We start from the raw sequence: 15,673 nt of genomic DNA on the forward strand, positions 1-15,673 counted from the left end.
GCCCCCAAGAGACGATTGGGTTGATAGGCCAGAAATGGAAGCACAGTAATGTGTTGTCGAGTTGACTGGTACTAATAGGCCGAGGACTTGCCCACGAAGATGTTACGCATCCACTCTACGGTTCTGAAACACCACACCAGCCCCACCATGAAGGTGGTGGGGGGTGTGTGTTGTTTCGGAGTGTTTCGGTGGTTTTAGCGTCAGGGAAACGCCCGGTCCCATTCCGAACCCGGAAGCTAAGCCTGACTGCGCCGATGGTACTGCAACCGAAGGGTTGTGGGAGAGTAGGACACCGCCGAACTTAACCAAACAGTCTGGGCCCCGGTCGAGAACCCTCGCGGTTCTCCCGGGGCCCAGACTCATTTCCGGACCAAAAATCGACAGGCCCGACCCCGATGGGGTCGGGCCTTCGTCATGTCCGAGCTATCTCTTAGGGCCTGCTCGAGCCTCACTCAGCTGACGGTGAGGCAATGCTGCCGGTTTGCTCCGCGTCGCCCGCGGGGCGATAGGGCCGGGTTTCCGTCCGGCGATGGAATCCTTGCCGCGACGGACGGCTCCGTGCCACGAAAAGGTGCGGAGGGAGAGGCTGAGCCAGCAGGACCAACCGCGGAGATCTCCCGTCCACCTGGCGCCGGCGGCTCCAGGTGGACGGATGGGCGTGATGCGAAGGGAATGCGGCGAGCTGCCGGAAACAGCCAGGCGAGATGCGAGAGAACTCAGCCAGCAGCGCTGGCGACAGGGCACAGCCTTTCGTGGCGGTCTTGGCCTCACCGCCCGATGCTCGGTTTTGCGCCCGGATCGCCAGGACCCGGGAAGCCGAAGGTCAGGCGGTTTGGCGGCAGGCACCGCGTTCGAGTCCTGAGGCAACCGCCCGGACCTGGTTGCGATCATCCTGATTGGCAGCAGGCCCTACCCCCGCCCGAAGCAGCCCGACCGGACCTGGTCCCGATCGTCCTGGTTCTGGGCTCGGCAGCAGGCCCGCCCCGCCCGGAACAACCCGACCGGACCTGGTTCGGGGCATGGCAGCGGACCCCGCGCCCGGCCCAAGGCAACCCGACCGGACCTGGTCGCGTCGATCCTGGTTCGGGGCATGGCAGCAGACTCTGCGCCCGGTCCAAGGCAACCCCGACCAGAGCTGGTCCCGCCCATCCTGGTTCGGGCATGGCAGCAGACCCCGCGCCCGACCCAAGGCAACCCGACCAGAAACTGGTCCCGCCCATCCTGGTTCGGGCATGGCAGCAGACCCCGCGCCCGACCCAAGGCAACCCGACCAGAAACTGGTCCCGCCCATCCTGATCCCGGGCTTGGCAGTAGGCCCCGCCCGGTCCGGAGACGACCAGCCGGAGCTGATCCCGTCGGTTCTGAGCTCGGCAGCGGGCCCCGCACCCGGTCCCGAGGCAGCCCGGCCGGACCTGGTCAGCGTCGATTCTGTTCCTGGGCAACGAAAAAGGTGCCGGAGCACGAAGCTCCGGCACCTTCTCTGTCGAACCGCTAAGTCGAACCGAACCCGGTCCCCGTCCTGGTCGCCGGCCTTACTGGGCCGAGCCCTTCTGCCAGTCGGTCCAGGACTTGGACCAGTCGCCGTACAGGTCCCACACCGGGAGCTGCGGGCCGCCCGAGTTGGTGACCTCCACGACGTCGCCGAGGCCGAAGTTGTTGAAGAACCACTCGGCGTTGGCGGCGTTCAGGTTGATGCAGCCGTGCGAGACGTTCGAGCTGCCCTGCTGCCCGACGCTGTTCGGGTTCTCGTGGACGAACTCGCCGTCGTTCGAAATGCGCTCGGAGAACTTCTCGTTCGAGCGGTACGCCTTCGGGTCCGGCGGGCACACGCCGTACGTGCAGGAGTCCATCGTGTAGTTCGCCTGCTTGTCCGAGACGACGTGCGGGCCGAGGTGCGTGGGCGTCGCGTCCTTGCCCATCGAGATCGGCATCGACTTCACCATCGAGCCGTTGTGGAAAATCTGCATCTGCTCGCTGTTGCCGTCGGCTTTGGCGATCCACGAATCGTGCACCTTGTACGTTTCGGTGCGATCGTCCGCTCCGTACACGCCATTTCCGAAATCGACGCCGTAAATCTTGGCGTTGACCGTGAGCGTGGTGCCCGGCTTCCAGTATTCCTTCGGCCGGTAGTGGACGTTCTTGTCGTCCATCCAATACCAGCTGCCTTCTTGCTTCGGCGACGACTCGACCGTGAGCGCCTTCTCCACGGCCGCCTTGTTCTTCACCGCGGTCCCGAAGCTGAACACGATCGGCTGCCCCACGCCGACGCCGGTGCTCTTCACCGCGCCCGGGGCCGGGATCAGGTTCGCGTTCGCCTGCTTCTTCGGCGACAGCGTGGTCACCTGGCCCTGCTGTTCGACGGATTTCCCGTCCGCGCCTTGGGCATGCGCCTTCACCTGGTAGGTGCCGCCGTAGCCGAGGACCTCGGTGGTCGTCCAGCTGAGTTTGTCCGACGCGAACTCGCCCGCGACGGGTTTGCCTTTGGAGCTCGTGACCGTGACGTCCGTGAGCTTCCCGTTCGCCGCCTTCACGACGATCGGCGTGCTCGGGCTGATGCCGGACGCGTTGGCCGGTTCGATCGACACCGAAGCCGGTGTCGCGGTCTGGCTCGACCCGCCCGGCGCACCGGGCGTGCCAGCGTCGCTGCCGCCGTCCCCGGAGGAACAAGCGGAAAGCAGCAAGGTTGCCGCGAGAATTCCGGCAACCGGAAAAAATGTCTTCTTCGGGAACATTATGTCTCTTTTGTGAGGGTCGCGGACCGGCAGGGTTCAACTGCAAAACTACGCGATCGGAAAGACGCCCTGGCCGGTGGATCGGTGCATTAGGGTGACACGGATCACTCTCGCGATTTCGCGCCGCCGAGCGGATCAGGGACGCAGCAATCCGGGGGCTCCGTACAAGCCCGGGCCGTCGACCGTGAGTTCCTTCAGATGGTCCCGGGCGGAGTGATACGCCTGCGACGCCAGATCGTCGGTGCGCGAGAAGTCCAGCGGGCTCACCTGAACCGGTGCCGGACCCGGCAGGTAGACGACCGGCACCTTCCTGGCGGCGGCCGGCGCTTCCAGCACGGCCTGATTGCGCATGCTGATCATCGCGGTGAACATCATGACCTCGGCGAACGTCCGCGGCGCGCCGGGCATTTTGCCGGGAAACGCGCAGTCGAGGACGACCAGCGACTTCGCGCCCATGCTCAGCGCCTGTCGCATCGGGACATTGGCGACCAGACCGCCGTCGTAGAGGAGACGGTCCTCGTACGGCACCGGCGGGTAGATGCCCGGGATCGCGCAGCTCGCCAGCAGCGGTGCCTGCAGCGGGCCCGAGGTGAGCAGAACCGGCTCGGCGGTGTCGACGTCGGTGGTGACGACGCCCAGCGGCAGCGCCATGTCCTCGAACCGGCTGCCGACGCCGAGGTGATCGTCGATGATTTTGGCGAGGCCGGTGTTGGGGAAGAGGTGGGTTTTGCTGTGCCGGAGTGTCCGGACCTGGCTGAGCACGCCGCCGGGGAAGGCTTCGGCTTTGGTCATGTGCGCCCAGATGCCGCGGAGCCGCCCGAGCCGGTCGTCGCCGGGCAGGGAGAGCACCGCGGCGTTCAGCGAGCCGACGGATGTGCCGACCGCCAGATCCGGCGTGATGCCTGCTTCGTCCAGGGCTTGCAGCATGCCCACTTGCAACGCGCCGAGGCTGCCGCCCCCGCCGAGAACGAACGCGACCGGCTTCGGGAGGTCTAGTGCCTGCATACGGTCGAATCTAATCAGCGGACGGGGACTCGGATGGGTGACTTCGGGCTGGGGGTGAGTGAGGTTCGCCGCTCGCCGTGGTGGCTGGACGGCGTGGCTGTGGTGGGTGGCTCGGGCGGGCGAGCTGGGCGGGGGATTCGAACGGCCTGGCTTGCCCAGGTCGAGGAGCGGGGAATGCGTGGGAGTCGAGGAGTGGGGAATGCGTGGGAATTGGCGGGTGCTGCGTGGGAATTGGCGGGTGCGTTGACCGGTCAGGCGGATGGGCGGGGTGCGGGCGCGGATGGGCAGGGCGGGGCCGGGATGGGTAGGGCGGGGCCGGATGCGGCAGTCCGGCCCGCCAGTTGGGGCGGCAGGGTGAGGTAGGTGGGGCGAGTTGAGGCCGGGATTGAAACGGCCTGGCTTGGCCCGCCCGAGGAGCGGGGATGTGCGTTGACCGGCCAAGCCGATGGGTCGGGCAGGGCGGATGCGGCAGCCCGGCTTGTGCGTCTAGCCGGGCAGGGCGGGGCCGGATGCGGCAGCCCGGCTTGTCCGTCTAGCCGGGCCGGGCAGGCAGATGCGTTGGCCACTCAGTCAGGGCCGAGGCGGGCAGCGGCGAACCGCGCCGCGAGCGTGAAGGCGACTCGGCTCGCCTGCGAGTCCGGCAGGGGAAGGCAGCTGATCGGACGCGGCGAATCAGTTACCGGTCCGAGCAGGCTCTTCCGGCTGTTCGTCCGGAGAACCAGCCGAAGCCGCGACACCCAATGCCTTGCGTTTCTTCAAGCGCAGCAAGAAGAACACCAGCACCCCGACCACCAGCGCGGCCACCACCAGGAATCCGGTATTCATCGCGCTCTCGACCTTCTTGGCCGCCTCGCCGAGTGCGGCTCCGAGGCTGATGTGCACCAGCGACCAGCAGAACGCGCCGGCGGCGGTCGCCGGGAGGAATTTGCGGAAGGGGAGGTTCGAGGCTCCCGCGGCGGCTGGCGTGAGGGTGCGCAGCACGGGCAGAAAACGCGCGAAGAAGACTGCCCACGCGCCTCTGCGTTCGAGGACTCCGGTGGCTCGGTCCCAGGCGTCGAGGCCGTACTTGCGGATGAGCTTCGTCTCCCGCAAGCGCGGTCCGAACTTCCGGCCGAGGACGTATCCGACCGAATCGCCCAGAGCCGCGCACACGGTGACTACCGCCCACAGGGTCAGGAAGCGGGGCACGGACGTCGCCGTGGTCGCCGCGATCAGCAGGCCTGATTCGCCGGGGGCGATGAAGCCCAGGCCGATCGTGCACTCGGCGAACACGAGCCCGCCGGCTGCCGCGACGAGGCCCGGTTGGGGGAGTGCTTGCAACCAGTCGAGGAGGTCCGTTACTAAAGCCACACCATCACTTTACTGATTCTTGGGAATTGAGTGCCACGTTCGGGTGATCCGGGGACGACGAAGGGCCCCGGTGCGTGACCGGGGCCCTTCGCGGGATGGCGTGTCAGCGGGACAGCAGGCTGCTGGCTTCCTGGGCCGCCGGGCCTTCGGCGGTCAGGTGGGCGAGGTTTTCCGGGAGGTCCTCGCCTCGGTGGGCCTTGGTCTGGGCGTAGAGCCGTCCGGCGCGGTAGGACGAGCGGACCAGCGGGCCGGCCATGACACCCGGGAAGCCGATCTCCTCGGCGGTTTTCGCGTGTTCCACGAACTCTTCCGGCTTGACCCAGCGGTCGACCGGGTGGTGCCGGGGGGAGGGGCGCAGGTACTGGGTGATCGTGATGATCTCGCACCCTGCGTCGAAGAGGTCCCGCAGGGCGACGCTGACCTCATCGGGGGTTTCGCCCATGCCGAGGATCAGGTTGGACTTCGTCACCAGCCCGGCCGCGCGGGCCTGGGTGATGACGTCCAGCGAGCGGGCGTAGCGGAAGCCGGGGCGGATGCGCTTGAAGATCCGCGGCACGGTCTCCACGTTGTGCGCCAGCACCTCGGGACGGGAACCGAACACTTCGGCCAACTGGTCGGGCTCGGCGTTGAAGTCCGGGATCAGCAGTTCGACGCCGGTGCCGGGGTTCAACGCGTGAATCTGGCGGACGGTCTCGGCGTACAGCCAGGCACCGCCATCAGCCAGGTCGTCGCGGGCGACGCCGGTGATCGTCGAGTACCGCAACCCCATGGCCTGCACCGATTCCGCGACCTTCCGCGGCTCGGTGCGATCCAACGCAGCAGGCTTGCCGGTGTCGATCTGGCAGAAATCGCACCGCCGGGTGCACTGGTCGCCGCCGATCAGGAAGGTGGCTTCGCGGTCTTCCCAGCATTCGTAGATGTTGGGACAGCCGGCTTCTTCGCAGACGGTGTGGAGGCCTTCGCGGCGCACCAGGCCTTTGAGTTCGGTGAATTCCGGACCCATCCGCACCCGGGTCTTGATCCACGACGGCTTCTTCTCGATCGGCGTCTCGCTGTTGCGCACCTCAAGCCGCAACAACTTCCGCCCCTCCGGTGCAGCACTCACGGGCTCCACCCTACGCCGAGGTTTTCCTGTGAACGGGGTCCCGATCAACCCCCGGGACGGCCGGAACGCACAGGGTTCTCCCAGAAGCTCTGCGGATTCCCCCGGACCGGCCCGGCACGCTCGCCGGCATGACAGCGATCGAAGTACGCGGGCTCACGAAACGGTACGGGCCCGACACGGTGGTGGACGACCTGTCCTTCACCGTCGAGCCCGGGCAGGTCACCGGGTTCCTCGGGCCGAACGGGGCGGGGAAGTCCACCACCCTCAAGATGATCACCGGCCTCGCCGCCCCGTCCCGCGGATCGGTGACCATCGGCGGTCGGCGCTACCGGGACCTGCCGGTTCCGCTCACCGAGGTCGGCGCGCTGCTCGACGCGGGAGCCGTGCACGGGGCCCGCAAGGCGCGCGACCACCTGCTCGCGCTCGCCGCGAGCAATCGGCTTCCCCGGCGCCGGGTCGACGAGGTGCTCGCCCGCACTGGTCTGGAGAGTGTGGCCGGACGGAGAGCGGGCGGGTTTTCGCTCGGGATGCGGCAGCGGCTCGGTCTCGCGGCCGCGCTGCTCGGCGATCCCCGGGTGCTGATTTTCGACGAACCGGTGAACGGCCTCGACCCCGAGGGCATCCGCTGGATCCGCACCTTCATGCGCTCGCTCGCCCGCGAAGGCCGCGCGGTGCTGGTGTCCAGCCATCTCATGAGCGAGATGGCGCAGACCGCCGATCGCCTGGTGGTCATCGGCCGGGGAAAGCTGCTCGCCGACACCGCGACCGACGAGCTGGCCGGGCAGGAGGGGACGGTGCTCGTCCGCACGTCCGATCCGGACGGCTTCGCCCGGCACCTGCTCGCCGCCGGGGCCACCGTGCGGGACGGCGCCGGGCGTGCGCTGATCGTGTCCGGCCTGACCAGCGACGAGGTCGGCAAGCTAGCCGCCTATCACGGGGTCGCGCTCAGTGAGCTGACGCCGCAACAGGTTTCGCTCGAGGACGCGTTCCTCGCGCTCACCGAGGACAGCATCGAGTACCAGGGGGCCGCCGCATGATGATCTCCGGAACCCTCCGGTCGGAGTGGATCAAGCTCCGCAGCCTGCGCTCCACCTGGTACACCGTGGGCGGCCTGTTCGTCGCCGGGATCGGCATCACCGCGCTGGCGACGGCTTCGGCGGGTGCCGACTACGCCAAGGCGACGGCCGCGGAACGCGCGGCCTGGGACCCGACCGGTCTCAGTCTTAAGTCCTTCATCGTCGCGCAGCTGATCATCGGGGTGCTGGGCGTTCTTGTCGTCACATCGGAGTACGCGACCGGCTTGATCCAGTCGTCGCTCACGGCGACGCCGCGGCGGTCGCGGCTGCTCGCGGCGAAGGTGGTGCTCGCCGCCGCGGTCGCCGTGGTGGCCGGGCAGGTGCTGATGTTCGCCGCTTTCCTGATCGGGCAAGGGTTTCTCGCCGGACAAGGGCTGCCGCACGCGAGCCTCGGCGATCCCGGTGTGTTCGGGGCCGTGGCGGGCGGCGGGTTGTACCTGGCCGCGATCGCGCTGCTCGCGGTCGGCCTCGGCACGCTCATCCGGGCGACCGCGGGCGCGCTGGCCGCGCTGGTCGGGATCGTGCTGCTGGTGCCTGCCGTCGCCGGGGTCTTCCCGGACTGGATGCAGTGGCTGTTCACGTTCTGGCCGTCCAGGGGCGCGGCGGCGATCTTCTCGGTCACGCCGGTTCCGGCGTATCCGGACCCGTGGCTCAACCTCGCCGGTCTGTACGCCGGGGTGGCTGTGGTGCTGGCAGCCGCTTTCGCCGCCTTTCGGCGGCGGGACGTGTGACCGCGGTCTCCGTACGCTGGCGTTCATGGCAGTGATGACGCCCGCGCGTCTGCTGGTGGTCGACGACGAGGCGACCGTGCGGGAGCTGCTGTCCGCGGCGCTGCGGTTCGCCGGGTTCGAGGTGAGTTCCGCGGCGACTGCGGGCGAAGCGGTCGCCGCGGCCGCTGAAGAACCGCCGGACCTGGTGGTTCTCGACGTGATGCTGCCGGACGCGGACGGGTTCGAGGTCGCCCGGCGCCTGCGCGAACGGCATCGGCCCGGCCGGAGCGGGCCGATGCCGGTGCTCTTCCTCACCGCCCGCGACCGGCAGGCGGACAAGGTCGCCGGCTTGTCGCTGGGCGCCGACGACTACGTGACCAAACCGTTCGACCTGGAAGAGCTGATCGCCCGCATCCGCGCGATCCTCAGGCGCACGCAGGGACACCAGGAGGTGGTGACGGTGGGCGAGCTGGTGCTCGACGCGGAAGGTCACCAGGTCACGCGGGCCGGGCAGCCGGTCCGCGTCTCCGCCACCGAGTTCAGGCTGTTGCGGTACCTGATGGAGAACGCCGGCCGCGTGGTGTCGAAGGCGCAGATCCTCGACCGGGTGTGGCAGTACGACTTCGGCGGCGACGCCAGCATCGTCGACACGTACATCTCTTATGTGCGGCGCAAGGTCGACACCGGCGAGCCCAAGCTGATCCACACCGTGCACGGTGTCGGTTACGTGATGCGGGAACCGCGACGGTGAGGCGTCTCCTGCGCCGGATGTCGTTGCGCACCCGGCTTCTGCTGATCACCGCGGGTCTGTTGCTGGCCGGGCTCACACTGATCAGCGCCGTCGTCTCGGACAGTCTGGAGCGCTACCAACTCGACCGGATCGACACCCAGCTGCGCGGTTTCACCGAGCTGGTCGCGCGCGTGCCGTCCGGCGGGCTGCCCGCCGGCGACCCCAGGACGAAGGCGCTCGATCCGGCGCTGGACCTCATCGGTGCCCCGTACGTGCTGTATCTGGACGCGAAGGGCGCGGTGACCGGAGGGATCCATTCGTCTCGGCTGGCAGCGGAAACCTTGCCCTCGCCCGAGGAACTGCGATCGATCCCGGTGCACGGCGCACCTGCCGAGCTGCGGTCCGCGAACGGTTCGGAGCGCTGGCGTGCGGTCGCGGCTCCGGCTCCGGGCGGCATCGTGATCGCGGCGGCTCCGCTCGCCGACGCGGACGCCCTGATCTCCCGGCTGCGGGTCAGCAGTGTGCTGACCGGCTCCGTGCTGCTCGTGCTTCTGACCGGTGCCGGCTGGTTCGCGCTTCGCGGCGGATTGCGTCCGTTGCGCCGGATCGAACACACCGCGGCGGCGATCGCAGGTGGCGACCTCAGCCGCCGGGTGCCCGAGATCGCCGCGCCAGCAACGGAAATCGGGCATCTGGCGGGATCGCTCAACACCATGCTCGGACAGCTGGAGCGCGCCTTCGCCGACCGGACCGCCTCCGAGGCGCGGATGCGGACCTTCGTCGCGGACGTCAGTCACGAACTGCGCACGCCGCTTTTCGGGATCAAGGGCACCGCCGAGCTGTACCGGATGGGCGCGCTTCCCGAACAGTCCGATGTGGACGAAGCCATGCACCGGATCGACCGGGAAGCGGTACGGCTCGCCGCCCTCACTGAGGACCTGCTTCTGCTCGCCCAGCTCGACGAAGCTCCGGAAGCGCAGCTCGACCGCGCGCCGATGGACCTGCGCACGCTCGCCGGCGACGCCCGGCACTCGTTGCGCGCGCTCGACCCGTCGCGGCCGATCGAGCTGACCGGCCCCGGCGGCAAGGGCGCGCCCGGCCCGGCTCCCGTGAACGGCGACGAGGCGCGGCTTCGGCAGGTCGTCACCAACCTCGTCGGCAACGCCGTCGCGCACACTCCGCCGGGCACCGCGGTCCGGGTCGGGGTCGGGACGGTGAACGGCCGGGCGGTGCTGGAGGTGGCCGACGAAGGCCCGGGAATGACTGCGGCGCAAGCGAAACGCGTATTCGACCGGTTTTACCGCGCGGACCGTTCGCGGGCCCGGACGTCGGCGGCCGGAGCGGACGCGGGTCTCGGGCTGGCGATCGCCCGGTCCCTGACGCGGGCGCACGACGGCGAGCTCGAGCTGGAGACCGCGGTGGGGGAAGGGGTGTGCTTCCGGCTCGCGTTGCCGCCGCTGGAGCTCAGCGCGGATCGGGCGTGACGCCGGTCAGCTCGGCGGTCAGCTCCCACAACGTGGTCCCGGCCTCCGGATTCCGTGCCGGGGCAAGGGTCCGTACCTTCGTCGGACGGCCGCGCGCGACGAAGACCGGTCCGATGTAGTCGCCGCCTTCGACGCCGGGGGCGGTCGCGGCGTACAGCTGCGGCAGCGCGCCCTGCTCGACGCGTTGGGCCAGCAGCATTCCGCCGAGCTTGCCGACTTCCCGAAGTGCCGTGCGTACCAAGGGATTCTGGTACGAGCTCGCCATGTTCGTGGTCAGGCCGGTCGCGCTGTAGCCGGGATGCGCCAGCACACTGAGCACAGTGGAATCCGTCGCGCGGAGGCGTCGGTCCAGTTCGATGCCGAAGGTTTGGTTCGACAGTTTCGCCTGGCCGTATGCAGCTGCCGCGCGGTACGGGCGGTGCTCGGCGTTCGGGTCGTCCAGGTGCAGGTGCGCGCCGAAAGCGGCGACGCTGGACAGCGTGACGACGCGACCGGCCGGTGCGCCGCGCAGGGCGGGCATCAACAGCCACGTCAGCGCGGCGTGTCCGAGGTGGTTCGTGCCGAACTGCAGCTCGAAACCGTCTGCGGTGCGGCCTTGTGCGGTGGCCATGACGCCGGCGTTGTTCATCAGCACGTCCAGCGCGTCGCCGGTGAGTTCACGCACCTTGGCGGCGGCTTCGCGGACGGACGCCAGGTCGGCGAGGTCCAACTGGACGAGTTCGGGTTCGGCTCCGGAAGCCGCGGCACGGACCCGGTCGAGCGCGGTTTCGCCGCGTTCCGGCGAGCGGCAGCCGAGCAGGACGCGAGCGCCGTGTGCGGCGAGGACTTCCGCCGAACGCAGGCCGAGGCCGGAATTCGCTCCGGTGATCAGGACGGTCCGGCCGCTCTGGTCGGGGATCCGGGCCTCGGTCCAGCGTTCGTTCATCGGGCCAGCTAACTACACGTCACGCACTCGGCGCGAGCAGGCGCATCAGATGCCCGACCGGGCCGCGCCTGCGGACCGGGCCGGCGTCGCCGGCGCGCAGCAGCGCGTCGAGCGTGCGCCCGACCTTGACGATCTCTTCGGCGGGTTCGCCCGGTTCGGCGAGACCGGCGGTGAGCGCCAGGGTGTGCAGTTCGATGCGGTGCAGCGGTTCCAGCGCGGGGCAGCGCTCCAAGGCGCCGTCCAGCACTGTGCGCAGGTCTTCGTGGTCGTGCTGCGCCTGCCGCCACGCGCGGGTGACGGCGTCGACCTGGTCGCCGGGCAGATCCGCCTCGTCGGGATCGGCGAACTCGGCGCGCAGGTAGCCGCTGAGCAGCTGCGTCCACTTGTACTGCAGTGCCAGCAACAGATTCTCTTCGGTGCCGAACTCATCGGCGGCACCAGGGATTTCGGCCAGCGACAGCGGCTCGCGCGGGGCGCGCCTCGCTTGGCGGACAGCGGCATCGAGGATCTCTCGCCGCCGGTAGAAGTCGGTCCAGCTCATGGTGTGGCTCCCCTTCCGTGACCCGGGTCATACTGCCGGTCTGCGGCATACTCCCGGTACGGACCTGACACGGCCAACATACCACGGGTATGGTCCGGCGGGCCCCGGCGTAAGGTTGTGAGCGTGCCGACAATGAGGTCCCGACGACTCGACTACTCCGAGTCGACCCGCTCCGCCCTGGTCGACAGCGCGGTCGAACTGTTCACCAAACGCGGATACGCGGGTACCTCGCTCGACGAGGTCGCCAAACGCGCACGAGTCACGAAAGGCGCGCTGTACCACCATTTCAGCGGGAAGCAGGCGCTCTTCGAGGCCGCGTTCGAACAGGTCGAAAGCCTGGTCTACGACCGGCTGCAGAAGATCATGACCGGCGACGGCGAGCCGTGGGAACGCGCGATGGGCGGGCTGCAGGCGTTCATCCGCAGCTGCCTCGACCCGTCGTACCAGCGGATCGCCATCCACGAGGGACCGGTCGTGATGGGCTGGGAGCGCTGGCGCGAGGCCGAGGAGCAGTCCAGCTTCGGGCTTGTGCGGTCCGGGCTGCAGTTGCTCGTCGACGCGGGCGAGGTGGAGCCAGTGCCGGTCGACCTCACCGCGCGGCTGCTGTTCGGCGCGCTGTCGAGCGCGGCCACCGAGATCGCCGGCGCGGCCGACCCGAAGAAGGTCGGGGCCGAGATCGAGGACGTCATCATGCGGATGCTGTTCCGGCTGCGCCGTCCGGCCGCCGACCAGGAGCGGCCCGCCGCGGGATGATCGCCGCGCCGTTAGGCTGGCGGACATGGACTTGAGGATCTTCACCGAACCCCAGCAGGGGGCGAGCTACGACGACCTGCTGCGGGTCGCGCGGACCACTGAGGCCGCGGGTTACGACGCGTTCTTCCGCAGCGACCACTACCTCAAGATGGGCGACGCGGACGGCCTTCCCGGACCGACCGACGCGTGGATCACCCTCGCCGGCCTCGCCCGCGAGACCGAGCGGCTCCGCCTCGGCACGCTCGTCACCGCGGCCACCTTCCGCCACCCCGGCCCGCTCGCGATCTCGGTCGCGCAGGTGGACCAGATGTCCGGCGGGCGCGTGGAATTCGGCTTCGGCGCCGGGTGGTACGACGACGAGCACACCGCCTACGGCCTCACCCTGCCGCCGCTCAAGGAGCGCTTCGACCGCTACGCCGAGCAGCTCGCGGTGATCACCGGCCTGTGGAAGACCCCGGCGGGGGAGAAGTTCTCCTACTCCGGCGACTACTACACGCTGGCCGACTCGCCCGCGCTGCCGAAGCCCGCGCAGTCGCCCGCGCCGCCGGTGATCATCGGCGGCGGCGGCAAGAAGCGCACGCCGGCGCTGGCCGCGCGGTACGCCGACGAGTTCAACCTGCCGTTCGTGGACGCCGAAACCGCGCTCGCGCAGTTCGAGCGCGTGGACGCGGCGGCGGAGGCGATCGGCCGCAGCCCCAAGGAGATCCTGCGTTCGGTCGCGCTCGTGCTGGCGGCGGGCCGGGACGAGGCCGAGGTCGCGCGCCGGGCGTCCGCGATCGGCCGGGAGACGGACGAGCTGCGGGCCAACGGGCTGGCCGGGACCGCGGCGGAGATCGTGGACCGGATCGGGCAGTGGCGGGAGAAGACCGGGATCACCCGGCTGTACCTGCAGGTGCTGGACCTCTCCGACCTCGACCACATCGAGTTCGTGGCCAGCGAGGTCGCGCCGCAGCTGGACTGACGCGAAAAGGGGCCTCCCGAGCGGGAGGCCCCTTTGTCGTCGGGACGGTCAGTTCTGCAGGGCGAAGGTGACGCCGGGGGCCTTCGGGGCCTCCGGACGCGGCAGCCAGCGGTCGTCGCTCACCGGCAGTTCGCCTTCGAGCGCGGCCAGCACCAGCTCCTTCGCCAGCGGCAGCACCTCGGCGACCGGGACGTCGCGCTGCAGTTCGTAGGACAGCGAAGTGACGCCCGCGTCGCGGATGCCGCACGGCACGATGTTGTCGAACGCGGCCAGGTCGGCGTTGCAGTTCAGCTCGAACCCGTGCATCGTCACGCCGCGCTGGACGCGGATGCCGATCGCGGCGATCTTGCGCTCGATGCCGCGTTCGTCGGCCGGGATCCACACGCCGCTGCGGCCCTCGACGCGGCCGGTGCGCACGCCGAACCGGTCGCACACCGCGATCAGGGCCTCTTCCAGCCGGCGCACGTAGTGCATGACGTCGATCGGGTCGGCGAGCTTGAGGATCGGGTAGCCGACCAGCTGGCCGGGGCCGTGCCAGGTGATCTTGCCGCCGCGGTCGACGTCGATCACCGGGGTGCCGTCGACGGGCCGGTCCTCGGGCTCGGTGCGCTTGCCCGCGGTGTAGACCGACGGGTGCTCCAGCAGCAGCATGGTGTCCGGCCCGGTCTCGTCCGCGCGGGCGGCGAGGATCTCCCGCTGCAGGTCCCAGGCCTCGGTGTAGTCGATCGTCCCGACCTCGCGCACGACCAGGGGTTCGGCGGCGATACGACAGCTTGCGCTCGAAGAACTCACCCGTCGAGGCTACGCCTTCCGCTCGCCGGAAAGGGGATCAGCCGGAGTGCGGTCGCTGACACCAAGCCCACGCCGAGCACCGCGAGCACGGCCCCGGCGGTGTCGGTCACCCAGTGCACGCCGAGCACGATCCGGCAGGCCGCGGCCAGCACGGTCGCCGCGGCGGAAATCCAGATTGCCCACCGGACGAACCGCGGCCGGAGCCAGGCGCAGAGCAGGACGACGACCAGGCCGGTCGTCGCGACGGAAACGACGTGGCCGCTGGGGTAGCTCAGATCCGGGTACACGCGCGGGCGCTGCCGCTGGAACACCGGCTTGAACGCCAGACTGGTCAGCCTGCAGAGCAGAAGCACCACGGCAAGCCGCACGCACAAAGACAACTGCGACCGGTCCCGCAGCACGATCGCCAGCAGCACCACGCCGAGCACGTACGGCAGAACCGGGCCGAGGAGGTTCGTCACCACGCCCGCGATCTGCCCGGCCGGGCGGGTGTCCTGTCCCCGCAAGGCCGTGGCGACCTCGAGATCGAGCTGCAGCGGCTGCCGGTCCACCAGGAACCCGAGCCAGAGGAATGCCGCGAACAGCACGACCCCGGTGACGATCCACCGGACGCGCGGCATCGTCACGTCGCCGCGGCGAGCGCGCTGTCGACGGTGCGGTGCCGGAATTCGTACCCGCTCGCCTCGAGTTTCCGCGGCACCGCGCGCTGCCCGTACAACGCCATCTCTTCGGCGGCCTGGCCGAGGGCGATCTTCATCGCGATTTCCGGCACCCACCACGGCGCGGGCCGGTGCACGGCGTGGCCGAGGGCGTGGGTGAACTCGGCGTTGGTCACCGGGATCGGGCCGGTGAGATTGACCGGACCGGACAGCGAGTCGTGCTCCAGGATGTGCACAAGGGCGCCGATTTCGTCCTCCAGCGCGATCCACGGCATGTACTGGCTGCCGTCGCCCAGCCGTCCGCCGAGCGCGAAGCGGAAGAGCGGACGCAGCACGTCGAGCAGACCGCCTTGCCGCGCCAGGACGAGACCGGTGCGGATCGAGACGACCCTCGCGTTCGCCGCCGCGGCGGTCGCGGCCTCCCACTCGGTGCACATCTCGGCGAGAAAACCGTTGCCGGCCTTGGTGTTCTCATCGACCACAGTGGACCCGGAGTTGCCGTAGTAGCCCACCGCGGAAGCGTTCACCAGTACGCCGATGCCGTGTTCGGCCACCGCTTCGGCGAGCACTTCGGTCGGCTCCACGCGGCTGTCGAGCAGCTGCTGCTTGCGCATTCCGCTCCAGCGCCCGGGCAACAGCGGCGCGCCGCACAGGTTCACCACCGCGTCGATGCCGTCGAACGCGCCGTCGTCGATCCGTCCCGACGGCGGGTCCCAGCCGCTCTCGTCGGCGGCTTGCGCGGTGCGCCGCACCAGCCGGCGCACTTCGTGCCCGGATTCGCGCAGCCGTCCGGTCAATGCGGTGCCGAGGAGACCGCCGGAGCCCGCGATGAGTACCCGCATGCCTCTGA

15 protein-coding genes and 2 rRNA genes are annotated in these 15,673 nt (G+C 69.6%); 8 read left to right on the plus strand and 9 right to left on the minus strand.

Annotated elements, in window-relative coordinates; translation table 11 throughout:
* Together ACZ7OI_RS28155 and rrf are read left to right on the plus strand one after the other, a co-directional pair.
* Positions 1-95, plus strand: a 23S ribosomal RNA gene (locus ACZ7OI_RS28155); the annotation flags it as partial.
* A gap of 89 nt (positions 96-184) precedes the next feature.
* Positions 185-301, plus strand: a 5S ribosomal RNA gene (gene rrf, locus ACZ7OI_RS28160).
* A gap of 1,231 nt (positions 302-1,532) precedes the next feature.
* Here rrf and ACZ7OI_RS28165 read toward each other — a convergent pair.
* From ACZ7OI_RS28165 to lipA, 4 genes are all read right to left on the minus strand, one after another.
* Positions 1,533-2,732 carry a L,D-transpeptidase gene (locus tag ACZ7OI_RS28165; protein ID WP_470267171.1) on the minus strand — a complete coding sequence of 400 codons (1,200 nt, stop codon included), beginning with the start codon at positions 2,730-2,732 and terminating at the stop codon, positions 1,533-1,535.
* A 135-nt stretch (positions 2,733-2,867) separates the two neighbouring features.
* Positions 2,868-3,737, minus strand: a complete 870-nt coding sequence (locus ACZ7OI_RS28170; protein ID WP_470267172.1) for a patatin-like phospholipase family protein — start codon at positions 3,735-3,737, stop codon at positions 2,868-2,870.
* A gap of 672 nt (positions 3,738-4,409) precedes the next feature.
* Positions 4,410-5,087 carry a DedA family protein gene (locus ACZ7OI_RS28175; RefSeq protein ID WP_470267173.1) on the minus strand — a complete coding sequence of 226 codons (678 nt, stop codon included), beginning with the start codon at positions 5,085-5,087 and terminating at the stop codon, positions 4,410-4,412.
* 103 nt (positions 5,088-5,190) lie between these two features.
* Positions 5,191-6,192: a lipoyl synthase gene (gene lipA, locus ACZ7OI_RS28180; RefSeq protein ID WP_470267174.1), complete on the minus strand. Its 1,002-nt coding sequence runs from the start codon at positions 6,190-6,192 to the stop codon at positions 5,191-5,193.
* Between the two features lie 128 nt (positions 6,193-6,320).
* Between lipA and ACZ7OI_RS28185 the strand changes: the two genes are divergently transcribed.
* From ACZ7OI_RS28185 to ACZ7OI_RS28200, 4 genes are read left to right on the plus strand one after another with little or no spacing between them, the layout of a single operon-like run.
* The gene (locus tag ACZ7OI_RS28185; protein ID WP_470267175.1) at positions 6,321-7,229 is read left to right on the plus strand and encodes an ABC transporter ATP-binding protein; all 909 of its coding nucleotides are present in this window, start codon (positions 6,321-6,323) and stop codon (positions 7,227-7,229) included.
* Positions 7,226-7,999: an ABC transporter permease gene (locus ACZ7OI_RS28190; RefSeq protein WP_470267176.1), complete on the plus strand. Its 774-nt coding sequence runs from the start codon at positions 7,226-7,228 to the stop codon at positions 7,997-7,999. Before ACZ7OI_RS28185 ends, ACZ7OI_RS28190 begins: the two co-directional genes overlap by 4 nt.
* 34 nt (positions 8,000-8,033) lie before the next feature.
* Positions 8,034-8,729 carry a response regulator transcription factor gene (locus ACZ7OI_RS28195; protein ID WP_470267622.1) on the plus strand — a complete coding sequence of 232 codons (696 nt, stop codon included), beginning with the start codon at positions 8,034-8,036 and terminating at the stop codon, positions 8,727-8,729.
* Between the two features lie 17 nt (positions 8,730-8,746).
* Positions 8,747-10,192 (plus strand): sensor histidine kinase, encoded by a 1,446-nt coding sequence (locus tag ACZ7OI_RS28200; RefSeq protein WP_470267177.1) that lies wholly within the window; start codon positions 8,747-8,749, stop codon positions 10,190-10,192.
* Here ACZ7OI_RS28200 and ACZ7OI_RS28205 read toward each other — a convergent pair.
* Positions 10,173-11,117 carry an oxidoreductase gene (locus tag ACZ7OI_RS28205; protein ID WP_470267178.1) on the minus strand — a complete coding sequence of 315 codons (945 nt, stop codon included), beginning with the start codon at positions 11,115-11,117 and terminating at the stop codon, positions 10,173-10,175. The genes ACZ7OI_RS28200 and ACZ7OI_RS28205 overlap by 20 nt on opposite strands.
* Before the next feature lie 19 nt (positions 11,118-11,136).
* Entirely contained in the window at positions 11,137-11,658 is a 522-nt protein-coding gene (locus ACZ7OI_RS28210; protein WP_470267179.1) for a hypothetical protein, read from the minus strand.
* A gap of 132 nt (positions 11,659-11,790) precedes the next feature.
* Between ACZ7OI_RS28210 and ACZ7OI_RS28215 the strand changes: the two genes are divergently transcribed.
* Positions 11,791-12,411, plus strand: coding sequence for a TetR/AcrR family transcriptional regulator (locus tag ACZ7OI_RS28215; RefSeq protein ID WP_354751052.1), 621 nt, complete (start codon positions 11,791-11,793; stop codon positions 12,409-12,411).
* 25 nt (positions 12,412-12,436) lie between these two features.
* Positions 12,437-13,372 (plus strand): LLM class F420-dependent oxidoreductase, encoded by a 936-nt coding sequence (locus ACZ7OI_RS28220; protein WP_470267180.1) that lies wholly within the window; start codon positions 12,437-12,439, stop codon positions 13,370-13,372.
* A 48-nt stretch (positions 13,373-13,420) separates the two neighbouring features.
* Here ACZ7OI_RS28220 and lipB read toward each other — a convergent pair whose 3' ends face one another.
* Genes lipB through ACZ7OI_RS28235 form a run of 3 tightly spaced genes read right to left on the minus strand, consistent with a single transcriptional unit; the run spans position 13,421 to position 15,665 of the window.
* Positions 13,421-14,164 carry a lipoyl(octanoyl) transferase LipB gene (gene lipB, locus ACZ7OI_RS28225; protein WP_470267181.1) on the minus strand — a complete coding sequence of 248 codons (744 nt, stop codon included), beginning with the start codon at positions 14,162-14,164 and terminating at the stop codon, positions 13,421-13,423.
* A complete protein-coding gene (locus ACZ7OI_RS28230; RefSeq protein ID WP_470267182.1) occupies positions 14,161-14,790 on the minus strand; it encodes a phosphatase PAP2 family protein in 630 nt (209 codons plus the stop codon). The genes lipB and ACZ7OI_RS28230 overlap by 4 nt, the downstream gene beginning before the upstream one ends.
* Positions 14,787-15,665: a TIGR01777 family oxidoreductase gene (locus ACZ7OI_RS28235; RefSeq protein WP_470267183.1), complete on the minus strand. Its 879-nt coding sequence runs from the start codon at positions 15,663-15,665 to the stop codon at positions 14,787-14,789. The genes ACZ7OI_RS28230 and ACZ7OI_RS28235 overlap by 4 nt, the downstream gene beginning before the upstream one ends.
* Between the last annotated feature and the right edge of the window lie 8 nt (positions 15,666-15,673).

It is taken from the genome of Amycolatopsis sp. NPDC114503 (genome assembly GCF_055633655.1).